The 21,095-nt window shown below is 52.1% G+C and carries 17 protein-coding genes and 1 pseudogene; 15 read left to right on the plus strand and 3 right to left on the minus strand.

From position 1 onward, the window contains the following. Positions 1 to 2 precede the first annotated feature (2 nt). The 11 genes from OXG87_04670 (at position 3) to OXG87_04720 (ending at position 13,707) form a co-directional block, all read left to right on the plus strand. A complete protein-coding gene (locus OXG87_04670) occupies positions 3 to 1,391 on the plus strand; it encodes a sulfatase-like hydrolase/transferase (protein ID MCY3868828.1) in 1,389 nt (462 codons plus the stop codon). 12 nt (positions 1,392 to 1,403) lie between these two features. Further along, a complete protein-coding gene (locus tag OXG87_04675) occupies positions 1,404 to 2,423 on the plus strand; it encodes a Gfo/Idh/MocA family oxidoreductase (protein MCY3868829.1) in 1,020 nt (339 codons plus the stop codon). A gap of 16 nt (positions 2,424 to 2,439) precedes the next feature. Further along, positions 2,440 to 3,240: a phytanoyl-CoA dioxygenase family protein gene (locus OXG87_04680; protein MCY3868830.1), complete on the plus strand. Its 801-nt coding sequence runs from the start codon at positions 2,440 to 2,442 to the stop codon at positions 3,238 to 3,240. An 11-nt stretch (positions 3,241 to 3,251) separates the two neighbouring features. Beyond that, positions 3,252 to 4,214, plus strand: coding sequence for a phytanoyl-CoA dioxygenase family protein (locus tag OXG87_04685; GenBank protein ID MCY3868831.1), 963 nt, complete (start codon positions 3,252 to 3,254; stop codon positions 4,212 to 4,214). After that, complete coding sequence (locus OXG87_04690; GenBank protein MCY3868832.1) at positions 4,211 to 5,953, plus strand: arylsulfatase; 1,743 nt, start codon at positions 4,211 to 4,213, stop codon at positions 5,951 to 5,953. Before OXG87_04685 ends, OXG87_04690 begins: the two co-directional genes overlap by 4 nt. A 26-nt stretch (positions 5,954 to 5,979) precedes the next feature. Then, positions 5,980 to 7,245: an aryl-sulfate sulfotransferase gene (locus OXG87_04695; protein ID MCY3868833.1), complete on the plus strand. Its 1,266-nt coding sequence runs from the start codon at positions 5,980 to 5,982 to the stop codon at positions 7,243 to 7,245. Between the two features lie 10 nt (positions 7,246 to 7,255). Continuing rightward, a complete protein-coding gene (gene dgoD, locus OXG87_04700) occupies positions 7,256 to 8,392 on the plus strand; it encodes a galactonate dehydratase (GenBank protein MCY3868834.1) in 1,137 nt (378 codons plus the stop codon). A gap of 95 nt (positions 8,393 to 8,487) precedes the next feature. Continuing rightward, the gene (locus tag OXG87_04705; protein ID MCY3868835.1) at positions 8,488 to 9,903 is read left to right on the plus strand and encodes an alpha-L-fucosidase; all 1,416 of its coding nucleotides are present in this window, start codon (positions 8,488 to 8,490) and stop codon (positions 9,901 to 9,903) included. Between the two features lie 8 nt (positions 9,904 to 9,911). Continuing rightward, the gene (locus OXG87_04710; protein MCY3868836.1) at positions 9,912 to 10,685 is read left to right on the plus strand and encodes a hypothetical protein; all 774 of its coding nucleotides are present in this window, start codon (positions 9,912 to 9,914) and stop codon (positions 10,683 to 10,685) included. Continuing rightward, positions 10,682 to 12,133: a sulfatase-like hydrolase/transferase gene (locus OXG87_04715; protein MCY3868837.1), complete on the plus strand. Its 1,452-nt coding sequence runs from the start codon at positions 10,682 to 10,684 to the stop codon at positions 12,131 to 12,133. The genes OXG87_04710 and OXG87_04715 overlap by 4 nt, the downstream gene beginning before the upstream one ends. A 20-nt stretch (positions 12,134 to 12,153) precedes the next feature. Further along, positions 12,154 to 13,707: a glycoside hydrolase family 32 protein gene (locus tag OXG87_04720; GenBank protein ID MCY3868838.1), complete on the plus strand. Its 1,554-nt coding sequence runs from the start codon at positions 12,154 to 12,156 to the stop codon at positions 13,705 to 13,707. 67 nt (positions 13,708 to 13,774) lie between these two features. Here the strand turns inward: OXG87_04720 and OXG87_04725 are convergent, their stop codons facing one another. Continuing rightward, complete coding sequence (locus OXG87_04725) at positions 13,775 to 14,941, minus strand: hypothetical protein (GenBank protein ID MCY3868839.1); 1,167 nt, start codon at positions 14,939 to 14,941, stop codon at positions 13,775 to 13,777. A 214-nt stretch (positions 14,942 to 15,155) separates the two neighbouring features. On the opposite strand from OXG87_04725, the gene OXG87_04730 reads away from it, so the two are divergent. From OXG87_04730 to OXG87_04740, 3 genes are read left to right on the plus strand one after another with little or no spacing between them, the layout of a single operon-like run. Continuing rightward, on the plus strand, positions 15,156 to 15,935 hold the full coding sequence (locus OXG87_04730; protein MCY3868840.1) for a phytanoyl-CoA dioxygenase family protein: 780 nt from the start codon (positions 15,156 to 15,158) through the stop codon (positions 15,933 to 15,935). A 25-nt stretch (positions 15,936 to 15,960) separates the two neighbouring features. Then, entirely contained in the window at positions 15,961 to 16,848 is an 888-nt protein-coding gene (locus tag OXG87_04735; GenBank protein ID MCY3868841.1) for a dienelactone hydrolase family protein, read from the plus strand. A 20-nt stretch (positions 16,849 to 16,868) separates the two neighbouring features. Continuing rightward, a complete protein-coding gene (locus OXG87_04740; GenBank protein ID MCY3868842.1) occupies positions 16,869 to 18,500 on the plus strand; it encodes a thiamine pyrophosphate-requiring protein in 1,632 nt (543 codons plus the stop codon). A 195-nt stretch (positions 18,501 to 18,695) separates the two neighbouring features. On the opposite strand, the pseudogene OXG87_04745 reads toward OXG87_04740, so the two are convergent. Next, positions 18,696 to 19,313, minus strand: a pseudogene (locus tag OXG87_04745) (NAD-dependent epimerase/dehydratase family protein). Positions 19,314 to 19,344: 31 nt separating this feature from the next. Here OXG87_04745 and OXG87_04750 point away from each other — a divergent pair. Further along, positions 19,345 to 19,827: a transposase gene (locus OXG87_04750; GenBank protein ID MCY3868843.1), complete on the plus strand. Its 483-nt coding sequence runs from the start codon at positions 19,345 to 19,347 to the stop codon at positions 19,825 to 19,827. A 168-nt stretch (positions 19,828 to 19,995) separates the two neighbouring features. On the opposite strand, the gene OXG87_04755 is transcribed toward OXG87_04750, so the two are convergent. Further along, entirely contained in the window at positions 19,996 to 20,991 is a 996-nt protein-coding gene (locus OXG87_04755; GenBank protein MCY3868844.1) for a hypothetical protein, read from the minus strand. Positions 20,992 to 21,095: the final 104 nt, after the last annotated feature.

Here is a 21,095-nt window from a genome sequence, read left to right on the forward strand (position 1 = left end):
TCATGGACCAGAACCGACCCAATATCCTGTTCCTAATGACCGATGAGCAGCGATTTGACCACCTGGGAAGTGTAAATCCCGCGGTAAAAACACCGCACATAGACGCCCTGGCCAATGATGGCGTTCTATTCACCCGGGCATATACACCCAATCCATCCTGTGTACCTGCACGGGCGGGAATATTCACGGGAAAATATCCACACCAGTGCGCAGCACCCACCTTTATCACCTATTTGCCAGCGCACGAAAAGACATTCATGAGTTATCTACAGGAAGCGGGATATTACACAGCAGTAATTGGAAAACAGCACTTTGGCGAGTCGAAAATTGAACGGGGTTATAACTACGAAGATATTATAGACAGCCACAGCCCCGCACCTCAGAATCCAAATCGCAACTCCTATAATCAGTGGCTATGGGACTCTGGATTTAAGCACCGCAGTGAATTAATTCAGGGAAATCCCGACATCAGAAGATATTCGGAATGGAAAGCGGACCCAAAATACCACGTCGATCACTACGTGGGCGACCGGGGCCGCGAATGGATCGAAAGCAGCATGCCCGAAAATCGCCCCTGGTTTTGCTGGATCTCATTCCCAGGCCCCCACGGACCCATTGACTGTGGCAATCTCCCCCAGGCCGACCTGTACGACCCGGCAGACATCGACATGCCAGAGACAAATTTTGAGATGCTGGCACAAAAACCCCCGCACAATTTATTGCGAGGTGGACCCGAGCGCCAACAGCCTTTTACAAATGATGAAATTCGCAAACTGCGACACGCTTATTACGCAAACGTAACACTCATAGATGAAAAAGTCGGCGCAATCGTACAGGCATTAAAAAATAGCGGCACCTATGACAACACCCTCATATTCTTCACCAGCGACCACGGCGATTTCATGGGCGACTTCCAGTTAATGGCAAAAGGGCAAAACATACTGGAAGTACTCATGCGCATACCCTTTATAATCAAGCCCCCAAAAGGCGGCGCACACGGAAAAGTGGAAACATCTCTCATCTCGGCAATTGATATTGCAGCCACCTGTTTAACGGTTGCTGGCGCAGAAGTGCCCAAACACATGGCATCACGCGACCTGTCGCATTATTGGTCCCACGCGGAAGACCTGGACGACCAGGACGAGTTGTACATGGAAGCATCGGGCATTCGGTGTTTGCGCACCCGGCGCTGGAAAATAGGGCACTATTGGAACAAACCCTATGGCGAACTCTACGACCTGAAAAACGACCCGTGGGAAAAAGAAAACCTGTGGGACCGCCAGGAATTAACAGCGTTAAAATCCAAATTACAAAAACGCTTACTGGACAAACTGATTGAATTAAGCCCGCGATCTTATATCGCGTGGAATCACGGCGCACCTGAGTTATAAGGAACCTCGTATATGAACGGATATCGGATTGGGATTGTAGGATGTGGCGGGATAGCACATCGGCACATTGAGGGCTATCGGAAAGTCGCACACGACCTGGGAGAAGTCGTCGCAGGATGCGACATAGACAAAGAGCAACTAAATAGATATTGCGACCAATACGACATACCCAACCGCTTTACAAATGCGGCAGACATGATCGCATCGGGAGAAGTCGATGTCATCAGCCTGTTAACACCCCCTGCTGTGCGCCACGACGTAATCTTCCCCGCAATTGAAAAAGGAATCCATCTCCTCGTCGAAAAACCATTCGGCGAAACATTGTGCGATGCAGTCTCCTTTGTCGAAGCCGCGGAAAAAGCAGGCGTAACCCTGGCGGTCAACCACCAACTGGGATTCATGGAAGACGTCGTCGCAATGCGCGACATCATCAACTCGGGTGAAATTGGCGACATACGTTATATATCGCACGACGAATTAAAAAACCGGACCCAGGTACGCGGGTGGCGAAGCCAGGAGCAACGCCTGGAAATCAGTATCTTCAGCATCCACCTCATTGACCGCATCCGCACATTGGCAGACAGCCCTCCCCAAAGCGTATCAGCCGTAACCCGCCATTGGAATCCAGACGTCAAAGGCGAAACCTTTACCAGTCTGACCGTACAATTTGAAAATGGCGTCGTCGGCACCATGATCTCCAACTGGCATGGCTTAACCCTATCGGAATGTCGATTGCGCATAGACGCCACAAAAGGCTCGGTACTATCCGTCAAAAAAGTCGTACTCGCCGACACAGCCACATTGCACATCCATCCCCTGGACGGAAAAAAGGAAACACGCGAATTTCATCGCGAAGGGGCTTTTACACACGCAATGGGTGAAAGCATGAATCATTTGATGGACTCGGCGCGGCGCGGCGCAGAACCCATGCACAGTGGGCGAGGAAATTTATACACCATGCAAATTGTCGATGCGGCCTATCTATCGGCACAACGCGGCGGACAAATGGTAGAAGTAGCGGAAATAAAATAAAACTGGAGGAATAGCAATGACCACAGACTGCCCCACAACCCCTGAAGATATCGCGCAATATCAAAAAAGGGGATTCATCAGCTATCCCAACTTCTTCACGCCCGAAGACCTCTGGGAACTCGCAGACGCACTCGACCACGCCGTAGCAATCAACCGCGCCAGAATCAAAGGCGCAGAAAACGCGGGACGAGGCAGACCCGAATACGAACTCGTATTTAACCAAATGGTCAACCTCTGGACCGACTATGCAGGCGCGCGAAAAATCGCCCTGAACAAACGCCTCGCAGAATCCGCCCGCCGACTATCACAAGCCAAACAAATCCGCATCTATCACGACCACGCACTCATAAAACCACCCGGCGTCAAAAGCCGGGAAACCAACTGGCACCAGGACTTCCCGTACTGGTCTGGTATGGACCGCCCGGGCGCACTCTCCGCCTGGATCGCAATCGATGATGTCTATATCGAAAACGGCTGCATGCACTTCGTCCCCGGAAGCCACAAATTCGGCAAACAAGAAAGCGTGAGCCTGACCACTCAGGGCGCAAGCATCGTCCAAAAAATGAAAGAACGCGGACACAAAGTCGCCGAACCCGAAACCATAGAACTGCCAGCTGGCGGCGTCACCTTCCACCACGGATGCAACTTCCACTATGCGGGACCCAACCTCAGCGACAAACCCCGCCGCGCATTCGCCATCATCTACATACCCGACTACGTCCTCTTCACCGGCAAAAACGACGCAGCGGGCGCGCAAGACGAAATGGAAATCGGCAAACCCTGGAACCACCCCCTGCATCCTGTAATCGCCGGATAAGGAGATCGAAAATGTTGACCCCTGAACAATGTGAATCATATCAGCGCAACGGCTATCTCTTAGTCCCCGACCTCTTCTCAAAAGAGCAATTGGCACCCGCGCTCGAAGTCGCAGAACAAAATGCCTACGGCAAATCTCACGAAGCCTTCAACGCCGAAATAGATGCTCATCCCGAAATCGCAGAAACACTTATCAGACCAAAAGGCCGCCGTAGCTTTGGCGGACCCCGAGCGGAATTTCACGACATTCCAACGGGAATTGACGCCATTGACCGCACCCTTGAACACGAACCATTTTTAGACGCCCTAACCCAACTCTTAGACACACCCGACATGCACTACCACCACGGCTTTGTCTATGCCCGTAGCGGACGCCTGGACCGGGGAACCCCTAAAGAACCCTGGCAGGGCTTCCACATCGACTGGGCAAAACCCCTGCTACCCCCGCATCCGGAATGGCAACGCTACGGCCATATCCAGGCCTGGGTTTATCTGACCGACAACGACGCAGACTGCGCCCCGGTCCGCGTATTGCCCGGCGCACACAGCAAAATGAACAAACTCATCCGCGAGCCACTCGGCACAGAACACGCATCTTATCGCTTTGACGACATCCGCAAACTCCCTTACAAATTCGAACCCGTCACCGCCACGGGAAAAACCGGAACCGTACTCTTTTACAGCTCACACACGCCCCATTCAGCCCAGGCATTCACCAACCCCAGAAAACAACGCGCCGTCCTCTTCTACGCAGTGGGCCGCAGAGACACCAGCACCTGGACACTCACGGAAAAACGAGACATACAAGAACGCAGACGCCTGCGCCCCTTCCTGACAAAAACCACCGCAAGAGTCCGCAGCCTCTTTGGCTGGCCCAACCCCGGCGACGACTTTTACACGCCAGAAACGCTTAACCTCATCAAAAACGCCTATCCAGAAATGGACCTCAGTCCATACAAGGAATCTCGCCTATGACAAAACGCCCCAATGTAATCCTGATCTTAACCGACGATCAGGGATATGGGGACTTGAGTTGCACGGGCAATCCCGCATTGCAAACGCCACACCTGGATCAATTATACAACCAGAGCGTGCGCTTGACCGACTATCACGTAGATGCCATGTGCTCGCCCACAAGAGCCGCGCTCATGACCGGGCGATATGCCGCGCGCACCGGCGTATGGAGCACCTTGCGAGGCCGGTATATCATGCGCCGGGACGAAATCACCATCGCCGACGCATTTGCGGACTCGGACTATCGAACCGGCATATTTGGCAAATGGCATCTGGGCGACAACTATCCCTATCGCCCCTTTGATCGGGGATTTCAGGAAACCCTGAGCTTTGGCGGCGGCGTAGTAGGAGAAATCCCCGACTACTGGGACAACGACAACTTCACCGCAACATACCTCCGAAACGGCGCACCCGAATCGCACGCCTGCTATTGCACAGACGTATGGTTCAACGAAGCCATGCAATTTATGGCGGCGGATGAAACCCCATTCTTCTGCTACATCTCCACCAACGCCCCCCATGGCCCATTCAACGTACACGAAAAATACAGCGCACCTTATTTGCAACAGGGCATACCGAAACAACGCGCGCGATTTTACGGCATGATCGCAAACATCGACGAAAACATCGGGCGTCTCCGCCAGTGGCTCGCGGACAAGGAACTGACAGAAAACACCATACTGATCTTCATGGGCGACAACGGCACATCCATGGGAACCGGAATAACCGCGGATGGATATCCAACAGATGGATATAACGCGGGCATGCGCGGCAAAAAAACGTGGGTCTATGACGGCGGCCATCGCAACGCGTGCTTCATACACTGGCCCGCCGGAAAACTGATAGGCGGTCGCGATATCGAACATCTAACCGCACACATCGACATATTGCCCACACTGATTGACCTCTGCGGACTGGAACCACCAGACCTAAAATTCGACGGCACCAGCCTCACACCCCTGTTAAACAACGCCTATAGCGACTGGCCCGAGCGCACCCTATTCGTACACCAGCAGCAAATCGACCACCCCAAAAAATACAAAGACTTCGCCGCCATGACCGACCGCTGGCGACTCGTACACACGGGAGTCTGGCGCGAGCCACAACACGAACTATTTGATCACAAACGCGACCCCGAGCAAAAGCGCGACATAGCAGAACACCATCCCGATACCGTAAAAACACTGTGCGAAGATTATGAAACCTGGTGGACTGACATCTCCCGGCGATTTGGCGAATACAGCGAAATCCCAGTCGGATCAAATCGCGAAAACCCCACAACACTAACCGCACACAGCTGGCACGGAAAAGAAGGAATCTACAGCCAGCGACATGTGCGCCAAAAAGAGCGAGACAACGGATACTGGGCCATCGACATCGAACAAGACGGAGAATACGAATTCGAACTACGCCGATGGCCCATTGAAATCGACACACCGATCTGCGCCGCACTACCCGGCAGAACCGGTGTACCTTATGTAGATGATTTGTTACCGGGAGAAGCTCTCGCCATCAAAACGGCAAAATTGCAAGTAGGCGATATCGTCCAACAAAAAGCAGTCAGTGAAGAAGACAAATACATCGCCTTTCATCTATCACTCAAAAAAGGCTCAACCCGCGTACAGACCTATTTTGACGATGGCATTGACGCACCACCCGGAGCCTACTATGTTTATGTGAAGAGAATCAATCCCGCTTAGGGGTCTGAAAAAAAAGGAGTCTATCAATGGCATCACGCGTAACGGGTGTTCCCCGACCGGTTGGTATATCTGTTTACGAGCCCGATCGCAGCTGGAATGGATATACCGTCTATGCTGGCGGTGAGATAATTGACATGAACGGCAATCTGGTAAAGCATTTTGATTTATCACAACTGGGCAAAATAATGCCTGGGGGGTATATACTCGGTGACCGGCGCTACAACGGACCCCGCATGGAACGGGGGCGCGAACTCGTTCAGTTGGATTGGGATGGGAATGAAGTCTGGCACTACAATAAAACTGAGCAAATCGAAATTGATAAGAAAAAAATCTGGTCCGCCAAGCAACACCACGACTTTGAGCGCGAGGGCAGTCCAACCGGGTATTATGCGCCGGGGTTAGATCCCATCATAGAAGGCGGAAATACAATAGTGCTCGCAGCAAAAGAAGTTGAAAGACCACATATCGCACCCGGGGTTCTGCATGGCGATTGTATTTTGGAAGTAAATTGGAACGGCGACACCGTATGGGAATGGCAAAGCGTGGATCACTTTGATGAAATGGATTTCAGCGAAGAAGCAAAAAATGCGATTTACCGGGGAGGACGCGTCGGCGCAGATCCCTATGACTGGGTACATTCCAACAGTGTATCCTATCTGGGGCCAAACAAGTGGTATGATGCTGGCGACGAGCGATTTCATCCAGATAATTTTATTTGGGATGGACGACACACCAACACAATCGCAGTAATCAGCAAAGAAACTGGTAAAATCGCGTGGAAAGTCGGACCGGATTATTCACTGACATCCGAACTGCGGGCATTGGGCTGGATCATTGGACTGCATCACGCGCATATGATACCAAAAGGCTTGCCCGGTGAAGGAAATATCCTGGTATTCGACAATGGCGGTGCTGCTGGATATGGCGCACCGAATCCGGGTGCGCCCAACGGAAGGATGAACGCGGTAAGAGATTATTCTCGTGTGGTAGAATTTGATCCAATAACACTGGAACTCGTGTGGGAGTATTCCGCGCTCAAGGCGGATGGCGACCGGATCCGCGCCTGCCGTTTCTATAGCCGTCCGTGGAGTTCTGCACAGCGCTTGCCCAATGGCAACACACTGATCTGCGAAGGGGCAGGAGGTCGGCTTTTTGAAGTAACTCCCGAACTCGAAATTGTATGGGAATTTATCAGCCCTCGCGAAACGTGCTATCGCGCTTATCGCGTACCCTATGAGTGGATTCCGCAGTTGGACAAACCAGAGGAAATAGCTATCGCCATAAAAGAATAAAGGAGCATAAATGAAAATCACCGACCTGCATGTCATGCGTATGGGCACACCGGGACAGGGAGGAACAAACTGGACATTTGTAAAAATCGAAACCGACGCCGACATATACGGATTGGGCGAAGCCAGTCTGCAATACAAGGACGAAGGATTAATAGCGGAATTTGGAGCCTTCAAGCGATATTTAATCGGCAAAGACCCCTTTGAAATCGAACGACTATGGACATCTCTATATCGGCGCGTCACATGGTCTGGCGGACCCGTAACCACCAGTGCCATCAGCGCCATTGACCTCGCTCTATGGGACATCAAAGGCAAAGTACTCGGCGTACCCGTATATGAATTACTCGGCGGAAAATCCCACGACAAAATACGCATGTACGCCAACGGCTGGCCCAGAAAAGGAAACACCCCAGAAGGCATCTTCGAAGGCGTAAAACAGGTCGTAGATCAGGGCTATACAGCGTTAAAATTCTACCCCTTTGCCGGCGAACAAATAGCAAAAATCGACCGAATAGAACACGGCGTCGCACTCGTAGAAGCCGCACGAGAAGCCGCCGGACCGCAGGTCGAAATCGGAATTGACATACGCGCGCGATTAAACATCTGGAGCGCGCGCCGGGTCGCACAAGCACTCGAGCCATACAACATCGCCTGGATGGAAGAACCCATCTTGTGGGACAACCCCGAAGCCCTCGCGCAATTTGCCCATGAAGTGCGCGTACCCATTGCAACGGGCGAACAACTGTACACCCGCTGGGGATTCCGCTCATTATTAGAACTGAATGCCGTGGGCATCATCCAGCCGGACATCTGTCACGCGGGCGGCATCACCGAACTCAAAAAAATCGCGGCAATGGCCGAAACCTATTACGTAACCGTAGCCCCACACAACTCCAACGGACCGATCTCCACCATCGCCAGCCTGCATCTGGACCTCTGCATACACAACAGTTTAATGCAGGAAATATTCCTATCCTCCATCGACCTCTACAACGAAGTCCTCACACAGCCTATCGAAGTAATCGACGGCCATTGCATCCCACCCGAAGGACCCGGCTGGGGCGTAGATTTAAAAGAGGATATCCTGGCAAAATACCCCCCCAAACCATTTACACCCATAGAATCAGAGCCTTATGTAGAATTTTAAAAGGCGGGCGACCACGGGGGGTCGCCCCTACAAACTACAATATCATCGTAGGGGACGGCCCCTGTGCCGTCCCACCAATTTCCACAGGAGAAACCATGGCGATACAACTACCCGAAGGACCTTTTAAACCGAACTGGGACTCACTCTCAAATTATCGCGTTCCCGACTGGTATCAGAACGACAAATTTGGCATCTTCATCCACTGGGGCGTATATTCTGTCCCCGCTTATGGAAGCGAATGGTATCCCCGCAACATGTATCAACAAGGCGCCAGAGAATTCGCGCATCACAAAGCGACCTATGGCGAACACAGCAAATTTGGATACAAAGACTTCATCCCCATGTTCAAAGCGGAAAAATACGACCCCGACCACTGGGCAGACTTATTCCGCAGAGCCGGTGCCCGCTTTGTCGTCCCCGTAGCCGAGCATCACGATGGATTTGCCATGTACGACACCGCTCTATCGGACTGGTGCGCGAGCAAAATGGGACCAAAACGCGATCTCATTGGCGAGCTCGCCGAAGCCGTACGCAAACAATGGCTGATATTTGGCCTATCGACACACCGCGCAGAACACTGGTGGTTCATGGATGGCGGGATGCAATTTGACTCCGACGTACAGGACGGACAATACGCGGGCTTATACGGCCCCGCGCAACCGAGAGACAGCCAACCCAACGAAGAATTCTTAGACGACTGGCTCGCGCGCACCTGTGAACTCGTCGATAAATACCACCCACAAATCGTGTGGTTTGACTGGTGGATACAAGAACCTGCTTTCGCGTCTTACGTACAGCGTTTTGCAGCCTATTATTACAACCGCGGCGCCGAATGGGATCGCGGTGTCGCAATCAATTACAAACACGATACCTTTCCGCCAGAAGCCGCAGTTTACGACATAGAGCGCGGGCAATTAGACGACATCAACCCACACTTCTGGCAAACCGACACCTGCGTGGCGAGAAAATCCTGGGGATATATCAAAGAAGAACGGGGATACAAAAGCGCCTCGCAACTAATCGGCGACCTCGTGGATATCGTAAGCAAAAACGGCGCACTCTTGCTCAACGTGGGACCGCGTCCCGACGGCACCATCCCCGAAGAAGAAGAGGCCCTATTGCTCGCAATCGGCAAATGGCTCACCGTAAACGGCGAAGCGGTCTACGACTCGCGTCCCTGGAAAGTATTTGGCGAAGGCCCAACAGAAGTCACAACCGGTTCATTCACCGACACAAAGCGACAGATGTTTGGCGAACGCGACATCCGCTTCACCACGCGAGGGGATATCCTCTACGCAACCGTATTGGCCATACCCGAAAAAGATGAAATAACGATCCAATCGCTCGGATCTTCCCTGCGTCTGCTAACCAAACCAATCGACAAAGTCGAACTATTGGGAGCAGGATCGTTAAAATGGTCGCAAACAATGCGCGGCTTAAAAGTCCAACTCCCCACAGAAAAACCATGCGACCACGCGCTCGTCTTAAAAATCACGCCAGTGTCCGATTGAGGCATCCAATGACATCCGATCACATACACTGGACATTTCAGTACGATGGCAGAAGTCAGACCCCGCATTTTGGCAAGCAATTGATCGAAATACTGAATAGAAGCACTGCGCCAACATCTCAAAAAAAATACACCGTCCTCCCAAATTACTGGAAAGGATACAAAGGACGGGCAGGTGGAGATCCCGTGCGCGACCTGACAATTGGCGAAGTAGTGATCAACAGAAAGCGCGAACCATCGAAAAACTGGCATTACGACATCCAATTTCTCAACACCACAAGCGGCGAAAACCTGCACCTCGACTACTATTGCGAGGACGACGACCTCCGCACCCTGCGGGACACCTGGCGCGTAACAGCGACCAATGGTGCAGGAGATAAATATCGCCAATTCACCTGTGAAGGACACATCACATCACAGGGAATCACACTCGTCGTCAACAACACAACTCTACCCGTCGGACATCTCGAAAACACCCACCCCATCACCTGCAACTGGACGCTATTTGACGTCATCCCAAAACTTGCACACCAGTTAAAATCTTCCGGCGAACAAATCTCCCTCGCAATCTTGGAAGACCTCGAAAAAATCCGCACACCCACACATATCGGCTATATGGAAGACTGCACTCTACCACTCAGCGACAGAACCCTGAAACTCTCTGGCTTCTTCGTCTATGGCGCGGGCATGCTACCCTCGTACTGGTGGCTGGATCAACAAAAACAGGTCATCATCGCATCGACCACATTCCAGACCTTCGTTCTAACGGGAGACGCGGCATGAGCGACCGACCCAATATCCTGTTCATCAACACCGACCAGCACACCTGGGATGTCATATCTGCATACGGCAATACACATGTAAAAACGCCGCACATCGACCGCCTGCACAACAACGGCATCTCATTTATGCGGTCTTATAGCAGCGACCCCGTCTGCGCCCCTGCGCGAGCGAGCTGGATGACCGGGCGATACACCTCAGAAGCCGGCACCCCGTTCAACGGCGGCCATCTGCACGAAAACATACCCGACCTCGGTCAGATATTACAACAGAGCGACCACCGTGCAATCCACTGCGGCAAATGGCACGTAGATGGCCGAAACGTATATGATAGCTTCGACGTCCTGTACTACGGCCAACAGCGAATCGGAGCAGGCGGCGGCGAATACTACGACGCGGCAATGACGCACGCAGTCGTAGATTTTTTAACCACCTACGACAAAACCGACCCATTTTATCTGCAAGTCTGGTACGTCAACCCCCACGACATCTGCGAATACGGCCACAACTTTGAAACAAAAGAAATGCCCGACGCCATAACCCGGGGTATGCTCACCGAAAAGGACTTACCCCCTCTCCCTGACAATTTCAATTACGACACGCGCGAAACCGTCTTACACCGCGTATGCAGGCGCATAGACGAATGCCTGATCCACTGGCCCATCTTGCGCGCCATGAAAACATGGGACGAACTTCAATGGCGAACATTTATATGGCATCACCATCGCTTTGTAGAAAAAGTAGATAGTGAAATCGGCCTGATCTTGACCGCACTTGAGCAAAGCGGCCTCGCGGACAACACCGCAATCATCTTCAGCGTAGATCACGGCGAAGCCTTTGGGCAACACCAGATGTTCCAGAAATTCTCCCTCTACGAAGCCAGCATTCGCGTACCCTTTATCGTCTCCTCACTCGGACACAATTTGAACATCCCCAAAGGCGCATTTGATCACAAACACTTTGTTTCCGGTGTCGATCTCCTGCCCACCGTATGCGACTACGCCGGAATCGACCCACCCGAACATGCGCGGGGAATGAGCGTGCGCCCCCTCGTCGAAGGTCGGGACGTGCCCTGGCGCGACTTTGGCTTTGTCGAAAGCAACTACTGGGGACGCGCCCTGCTTTTTGATCGATACAAATACGTCTGTGAGTATATTCCCTACGGAGATGAAAAAGACCTGCTCCCACCAGGACCCGACCCCGAACGCATCGGCCTCGAGCAAATTTTTGACCTCAGGAACGACCCGGGAGAAACGCAAAATCTCGCCCATGAAGAAAACAAACGCGCATTATTGATACAATGCCGCCAGGCACTACTGAATTTTGAAGCGGGATTGGAACGGCGAAAAATCACACACGAGCGCCCCACCCGTCAGATCGGCAACTGGGGGCAGCGCATCCGGGCACACTGGGACGCACACCCCAAATTGGAAGCCATGAGAATTCCCTAAAACAGAAAGGACAAAGCACCATGAGCGACACACCAGATTACACATCACTCGTACCGCACTACACATATCCAAACACACTCGAAGAACAGCGCGAAGCCCTCGCCACCAACCCGCTATTACAGCGGATGAACGAAGCGCGAAAAAGTTATGAAGGCGACCCCCACAGACCCATCTATCACTACGTAAACCCAGAACACACACTCAACGACCCCAATGGGATTTGCTTCTGGCAGGGACGATGGCATCTGTTTTACCAGGCATATCCCCCCGAAGACCCACGTCAGCACTGGGGACACGCCATCAGCGACGACTTAATCCACTGGGAAGACCTGCCCTATGCGATCTATCCCAACCCCGAACGCTGCTGTTTTTCCGGCTCAACATTCGTAGAAGACGACCGCGTCATCGCCATGTATCACGGCACCATGGTAGGCAACATGGTCGCCGTATCCAGCGATCCCCTGCTCTTGAACTGGGAAAAAGTAACCGGACAGGCCGTAATCCCCATGCAAAACCCCGATGGCTCCACCCCGCCCTATCGGGTATTTGATCCGTGCATCTGGAAAAAGGGCGACTTTTACTACTCCCTCTCGGGCGGCACCCTGCCCGGACCGGGCGGCAAACCCAAGCGCGCAAACTTCCTGCTCCGCTCACCCGACCTGGCGAACTGGACGTATTTGCATCCATTTGTCGAAGATGACCTCTTCACAATCGTTGGCGACGACGGCGCCTGCCCCTACTTCTGGCCCATTGGCAATCGCCATATCTTGCTATTTTACAGCCACATAAGCGGAGGGCAATATCTGCTGGGCGACTACGACAAAGAACGCGACAAATTTGTGGTAACAGCGCATGACAAATGCAATTTTGGACCTTCGGCACCCTGTGGCGTACACGCGCCTTCGGCAACCCCGGATGGCAATGGCAATATCATCGTCATCTTCAACATGAACCCGGGCAAGCCAACAGAGAACTGGAACCAGATCATGACCCTGCCCCGTAAAATGACCCTCATCGGCGAAGAAGATATACGCATAGAACCAGCGGGCGACATAGAATCCCTGCGCCGCGATCGCCAGCACGTAGGACGCATGACACTCGCTGCCAATAGCGAGATCGTACTCGACAACATACAGGGCAATGCAATGGAGATCGTCGCTGAAATCGATACCAAAAACGCGCCCATGGTCGAAATGGACGTATTGCGGTCACCCAACAAAGAAGAAGTCACGCGCATCATGTTCTTCAAAGATCGCGGGCTTAGAAATCGAGCGCTCAACACACAGAAAAGCCTGATCACCATCGATTCATCGTGTTCCTCCATCCTACCCGACGTGCGCACCCGCGCGCCAGAAACCGGTTCGGTCCATACCGAACCGGACGAAACCTTAAAATTGCGCGTATTTATCGATAAAAGCGTCGTAGAAGTATTTGTAAACGGCAAACAATGCGTGGCATTGCGCGTCTATCCCGGACGCGAAGACAGCACTGGCGTCTCCTTGCGCTCACAGGGACAGGACAGCGAACTCCTGTCTCTCGACGCCTATCAGATGGAGAATATCTACACATCATAGACATCCCACCCACAAAAAAGCCCCCGACGCCATAATAGCACCGGGGGTTTTTGCTATAGCACAATCTTCACGACACAGTCTGGAAACGCTCCCCCGCCTCGCCAGCCGCCGCAGCTGGCCGCTCCAGCTCACTGCGCCAACCGACCACCTCGCCAGCTTTGATGCGCTTGATATCAAAACCCGGATACCGGTCCTCGAGCGTATCCCCGAGTTTCGTTCTCTCGGCCCAGCGATCCCACGCCGTCTTCATCCACTCGTGTGGCAATGCTTCTCGCACAGCGGGATCGAGTTGCCATGCATGCCGCACATCGCTCACAGATGGCTCCTCTTCAGATGGTCCCGACCACTTCGACCAACCAATTGACAACGTATTGCGCTCGCGATCGGGAACCGTGTGCCCCGTATGGATCGTCGTCCCATTGCGGATAAGCGCTTCCCCGGCCTTGAGCCGAATCGCCACCTGCCCCGGCAATGGATCTTCGCCATTCCAACTCGGCGTATGCGGCACCCCCTGCTCCTTCATCGCCTTTGGCAAAAGCACATCGTGCTCAAACGGCGTACGCCACCGACTGTGACTCCCCGGCACAAGCTCGTGACACTCATCGTCCGCCAATGCCAAAAACATACTCACGCCATTCCGCTCTTTAAGAGACTTCGCATTATTTGCGCGGATCTCTTTCCAGCGTATCCTCTCGACCTCCTCGGAATACGCCTCTGGATCACTACCCCGCTCATCCCGCTGTGCAAAATAGCGCTCCCCCGTGCCCCACCACGTCACATCCCGGTGCCAGCTCAGCTTATTCTCTTTCTGCCGGGGATTGCACCACAGCAGCAAACCACCCAGCACCGTATCTTCTGGCTCCAGCCCGTCACACCACGAATGAACAAAACTCAGAAAATCTGGCGAACCGTGGAACTCGGCAAAACACGGCTCCCCAAAAGCCGGATGGATAAGCCCCCGAATCGCCCACGGTTCATCATTGCCCGTGCGGTGTACATAGCCCTTCGAACAATCGATCTCGTCGTACCCATTCTCTGGCGCGCACGCCTCGGTAACGCGGCGCCCCGCCTCTCGGAGGACGGGAATCCAGGGATTATCGGCAAAATCGTTAATAATGACAAAACCGTGCTCCTCCAGATGCGCCAATCGCTCTGGCGTAGCCCCGGGCGCCGAAAGCTCAGGCTTGAAATCGGCAAAAGCCGCAGCGCGATAAACTGATTGAGAACTGGACATCTTCATTCCTTTCGCCCCAGGCCATATTATCTCAGCACTGAGGTCATCGTAAGGGTGATAAATCTGCCTTCCCCACGCCCCGTGAAATTATGGCATGAAACAAAAAATTTATCAAGCGTTTTGCTATTCGCAAGAAGTAAAAATGTTGCTTTTTTTAAAAACTGGTATAATTTTGGACGAGATAAAATTAAAATGCGAACACGAGGAGATCGCAATGGAACTAACCGAAAGCCAAAAGCGCTTCTTTTACGAAGAAGGCTACCTCAAAGTCTCGGGCGCTGTGCCCCGCGCGATGGTAGATGCCGCGCGGCAGGCGATCAATGCCGAAATAGGCAAAGGAAATACCAACCCATTTCCCGAAATCAACGCCACACCAGTCATTACGGACCTGTTCAACGAAACACCCGCCTTCTCTCTCCTCGAATCCGCATTGGGAGAAGGCAATTTGCAGCGCAGTCAGACGGGAAGTATCAAACTCAATTTCCCGCGCCCACCGGGCAGCCTTCCAAAAGATACTTTAACGGAAAAAATTGGATGGGGCAGAAGTGGCGGACATCTGGACGGCATAAAAGCCGTAGGTGACCGGTTGCGCGGATTGCGCGAAGACGGAACTTATAACCGGAATTTTACATCTTTCGCCGTCGTATATCTCGACGATGTCCCCGTTCCCAACGGCGGCAACTTTACCGTATGGCCCAAATCGCATCACTTCTTTGAAAACTACTTCAAAGAACACGGACATCAGATCCTGGACGACCACATGCCCCATGTCGAACTACCCGAAGGTCCAGTATTTGTAACAGGCGAAGCGGGAGACGTAATCTTTGCCCATCACGCCATGGTACACACTGGCTGCCCCAACACCTCGCCAGACATTCGATACGCCGTAATCTTCAGGACCAAACACACACAAATCGATGAAATTGGACTTGATGCCTTCACCGATATATGGCGCGAGTGGGATGGTGTGCGCGAGACTGTCGGCGCAGTATAAACCAAATCACAGAAAGGAACCTATTATGAAATCCGCAACTGACTTTGACCAGGAACTCCTCGACCTCTACGACGAATATGTCCACGGACAAACAGACCGGCGAGGCTTCTTAAACCGCGCTGCAAAATTCGCAGTCGGCGGCGTAACCGCTGCCGCTCTATTAGACAGCCTGAAGCCCGATTACGCATTTGCACAGCAAATCGCCACAGACGACGAACGCATCAGCGCCGAATACATAGAATACCCGTCACCAGAAGGACACGAAAAAACGCGCGGATACCTCGTCGCCCCAGCACAGGCAGAAGGCAAAGTACCCGGCGTCGTCGTCATCCACGAAAATCGCGGCTTAAATCCCTACGTAGAAGACGTAGCCCGGCGCGTGGCAACGGCAGGCTTTCTCGCTCTTGCCCCCGACGCACTCGCTCCTCTCGGCGGATATCCCGGCACAGATGACGAAGGCCGACTCATGCAGCGCGAGATAGACCGCAATAAAATGACAGAAGACTTTATCGCCTCTGCGCGTTATTTACACACACACGAAAAATGCACCGGCAAAGTCGGCGTCGTAGGCTTCTGCTTTGGCGGCGGCATGTCAAACACCCTTGCCGTGCGCATCCCCGACATCATCTCCGCCGCAGTCCCCTTTTACGGCCGCCAACCCGCTGCCGAAGACGTACAAAAAATAAAAGGCGCCTTGCTCATCCACTATGCCGAACTGGACAGGCGTATCAACCGGGGCTGGCCCGATTATGAAGCCGCACTCAAAGAAGCAGACGTAACTTACACGGCTCATATATACGAAAACGTCAACCACGGATTTCACAACGACACAACCCCGCGCTATGACGAAGCCGCGGCAAAGCTCGCATGGCAACGCACAATTGACTTTTTCAATGAAACATTAAAAGAATAGCTTTTTCCCAAGGAATTTTCATGAACGGCATTGAATATATCGCTCGCATTTTGAAACAAGAAGGCGTCGAATGGATCTCCTGCTATCCCAGCAATCCGTTAATTGAGGCAGCAGCCAAAGAAAGCATTCGCCCAATCGCATTTCGTCACGAACGCGGAGCAGTCATGGCCGCAGACGGCTTTAGCCGCACCAGCAACCGACAGCGATTCGGCGTCGTAGCTATACAGGCACAAGCCGGTGCGGAAAACGCAATGGGTGGCATTGCCCAGGCCTATGCCGACAACGTCCCAATTCTGGTCCTCCCCGGCGGCGTAAGACTCAGTCAAATCGCGGTTCGTCCCAATTTTTCCGCAACCCACACCTATCGCGGATGGGTCAAACGCGTCGAAGCGATCTATCGACCAGAAGATGTCGGCACCGTAATGCGCCGCGCATTCCACGCGCTTCGCAATGGTATTTCTGGTCCAGTCGTAGTCGAAATGACCTCCGACGTCTGCTCAGAGGAAATACCCGCCGACGCACAAAATTATCACTCGCCGAAACGCGCGCAACAAATACCCTCGTCCGGAGACATCAAAGATGCCGTCACAGCACTGCTCGCCGCAAAAAACCCCGTAATCTGGGCGGGACACGGGGTCGTATTTGCCGGTGCTACAGATGAATTAAAAGAACTCGCCGACCTGACCGGCACACCCGTATTCTGCACCATGCCCGGCAAATCGGCCTTTGACGAACGCCATCCCTTGGCCCTCGGCGCTGGCAGCGGCGCAACCACGGGACCCGTACACCACTGGCTCAAAAATTGCGACGTATTGCTCGCACTCGGATCCAGCTTAACCCGCACGCCTTATGCCCAATCCGTCCCCCCCGCCAAAGTACTCATCCAAAACACCGATAACCCAGATGACATCAACAAAGACGAAGCCGTAGATATCGGACTAATCGGCGATGCCAAACTCACCCTGCAAGTGATTATAGACGAAGTAAAAGCGCAAATTGGCGAACCCAGAAATTCTGATCAGATCGCCGCTGAAATCGCACAGGCCAAAAAACAATGGCTCGACACCTGGACTCCCCTGCTGACCTCAAATGAAGAACCCCTCAACCCCTATCGCGTCATCAACGAAATCAACAACACACTCGACCGCGAAAACAGCATTGTCACGCATGACGCTGGCGCGCCCCGCGACTCAATCGTGCCATTTTACACCGCAACCACGCCCCACAGCTACATCGGCTGGGGCAAAACAACTCACCTGGGTTTCGGCATCCCACTGATGATCGGCGCCAAGCTGGCTCACCCCGACAAATTCTGCCTCAACATGATGGGAGATGGCGCCTTCGGCATGTCCGGCCTGGACATCGAAACATCTGCTCGCGCGGGCATTCCCGTCACAACCGTGATTCTAAACAACGGGGGCATGGCGACCTATCCCGGCGGATTTCCCGTAGCGCGCGAACGCTATGGCGTCTCCAATATGCAGGGCAACTACGCCCAAATAGCCGAAGGCATGGGCGCTGTGGGCATCACCGTCAAAAAAGTGGGCGAAATGCGCCCCGCACTACAAGAAGCACAGCGACTAAATGCCGATGGCAAAACCGTATTGATCGATGTGCATACCAGCATGGAGAGCAAACAGTCGCGGTTTTAATCCCTGTCAAAACATTAGCAGTATAACCAAAAAACCACGCCCACAGGACGTGGTTTTTTAGTTATAGAAGATGCAATTCTATAGATGAGGAATCAAGCCCAATTAGCTGCTCTTTTAGGCATCTCAAGCAGGATACTGATGAAAAGGTACGGTTTGCTTTGAATGGCTCCTATCTGAATCTTTAGAAACGCTCTTCACATTGTGATACTCCCTGTACCACGCGACGAAATTTGCAAGTCCTGTTTCTATGGGCGTTGTGGGATTGTAGCCGACATCTCGCATCAGATCCGATACATCTGCTGTATTATCCGGGAAGTCTCCAGGCCGTATGGGCAAGTCTTCTCGGATCGCTTTTTTGCCCAGTAAATCTTCCAATAGCGAGAGAAAATACTCCAATTCTATGACATTCGGATTGCCGATATTGTAAATCCGATAAGGGCTGGAACTCGATCCCGGATCGGGGCATTGTCCCGTCCATTTGGGGTCTGGTTTTGCGGGATTTGACAATACGCGAATTACGCCTTCGACAATGTCGCTGACGTACGTAAAGCTGCGACGCATTTTTCCGTGATTATAGACTGTGATTGGTCGATTTTCTAGGATGGCTCTGGTCCACAGATAGGCGCCGCCATCCAGACGTCCCCAGGGTCCGTACACAGAGAAAAAGCGCAATCCCGTGGTGGGAATGCTGTATAGATGGCTGTACGCATGCGCCATCAGTTCATCTGCTTTTTTGGTCTCGGCGTACAGGCTGAGGGGATGATCGACATTTTGATGGACGCCGTGAGGTGTGGTGGTGTTCAAGCCCTAAACTCTCCACCGAAGCGGGGTAACTCCACAACTCATCTCTGACCACCACGAAGGCTTACAAAATGCCATCAAACGACACTTTCAAGGTGCTTCTTGGCAGCATTGTCAAACCCACTTTCACAGAAATATCAAAGGCATCACACCGCCTAAGTATCAACGTGAGGTTGCCCAGACACTCAAAGACGTTTTCAATGCACCCGATCTTGCCACTGCACAAGAGCACCTATCTTCTATGATGGACACCTATGAACCTATACTGCCCAATGCCGTGGAGAAGATAGACCGGGATATCACCCATTGTCTGGCCTGCTTCCACTTTCCACAACAGCATCAAAAACGCATTCGTACCACCAACCTGTTGGAGAGACTCAATCGTGAGATCAAAAGACGTGCCGATGTCGTGCAAATCTTCCCCAATCAAGCGGCTTGTGAACGTCTCATCGGCGCGTTGTGTATGGAGTGGTCTGACGAGTGGATCACAGGCAGACGCTATCTGGACATGACGGATTTGAAATAAAATCGCTGACCCCTATATCACGGAGCTACAATTTTACAGAACTTTTTGGACTTGACCAGACCGACAGCATTCTGCTTTGAACTATCAGACGCCACAAGAAGTGGTGCAGGCAATTCTTATGAGAAATACCACGACTGATCCTTAGGACAAATTAGCCTGCAAAACGGTTCAATTTTTGAGTCGCAGATTCTCACGGGGCGCATCCCTTGGAGAAATTATACGTAGTGTTAGATATGTCCATCGAACCTCGACAGCATGGCCTACTATCTTCTTCTGTATTTCGTCAACGGTTAGTTCATATTCAAATTTAGAAGCTCTATTTGAAATTGTGAATGGGTTTTGGGGAGAAACAGACACGCTATCTTGTAACGTACCAATGATGATGTCCTCACGAAGAGATGTAATACGAATATATAGGAGAATCGGGTCTTGACTTAGTTGTTTGGCCTCTATTACGAAATGGTCGAATGTAGTATTTGCATCAGGATGTGGTACAGAAATTGAAAGGGTTGAGTTCTCCATCATTATGTGGGGGCCTCTATAGTCCAATTTTGCAAAAGCGCCTTCGATTATTGTTCGAGTGTGATCGCTAAGTTTGTTGGCTTCTTGACGTAAGCTTTCTTGTTCGGCACGCATCTCAGATCGCATTTTTTTTGCTGTATCAGCAAAAGAGGTTTTAAGTTTATTAAAGCTCTCTATGGCTTGAGTTCGTGAGGAATCAGAGGCTTGCTTAGCCATTGTCAATCTATCGCGCAATTGTTTAATTTCTGCTTCTGTTTCTTGGACAACTCTCTCAAAATTGTCAATCTTGTTATTGAGTCTAACATCGAATATTTCTAACTTCGTGTTAGTTATTTCTGTTGCGTGATCTTTTAGTACATCCGATATAGCCAACACCTTATCTGTTGCTGCCCTCGCTTCTTTTATCTGATCTTCTAAAATAATTTTACAAGTTTCTATTATAATTTCCTCTCCCTTGAAAAGGACAATGAGAGCAGCGATTGCGGCGAATCCACTAAGGATACCCAATATCCAGTTTCGAATGTCTGTTTTGAGCTTATGCACTTGAGCTGTTAGTTTAAGCTCATACAGTTCACGTTCATCCACTAAAGTTTTGGGTCGATTTGAGTGAGGAGGGATTTCTCCACTGCTAGATTCAGTCACTATGATCACCTCCAATAAGTTTGGACTTGACCTGTTTTGGATGCTGTTGCCGAATTGGCTAGAGAGTTTGAGCTAACCGCTCAGATCATCCAAAACGGTACGCC

The sequence above is a fragment of the Gemmatimonadota bacterium genome (assembly GCA_026706845.1).
GTDB lineage: Bacteria > Latescibacterota > UBA2968 > UBA2968 > UBA2968 > VXRD01.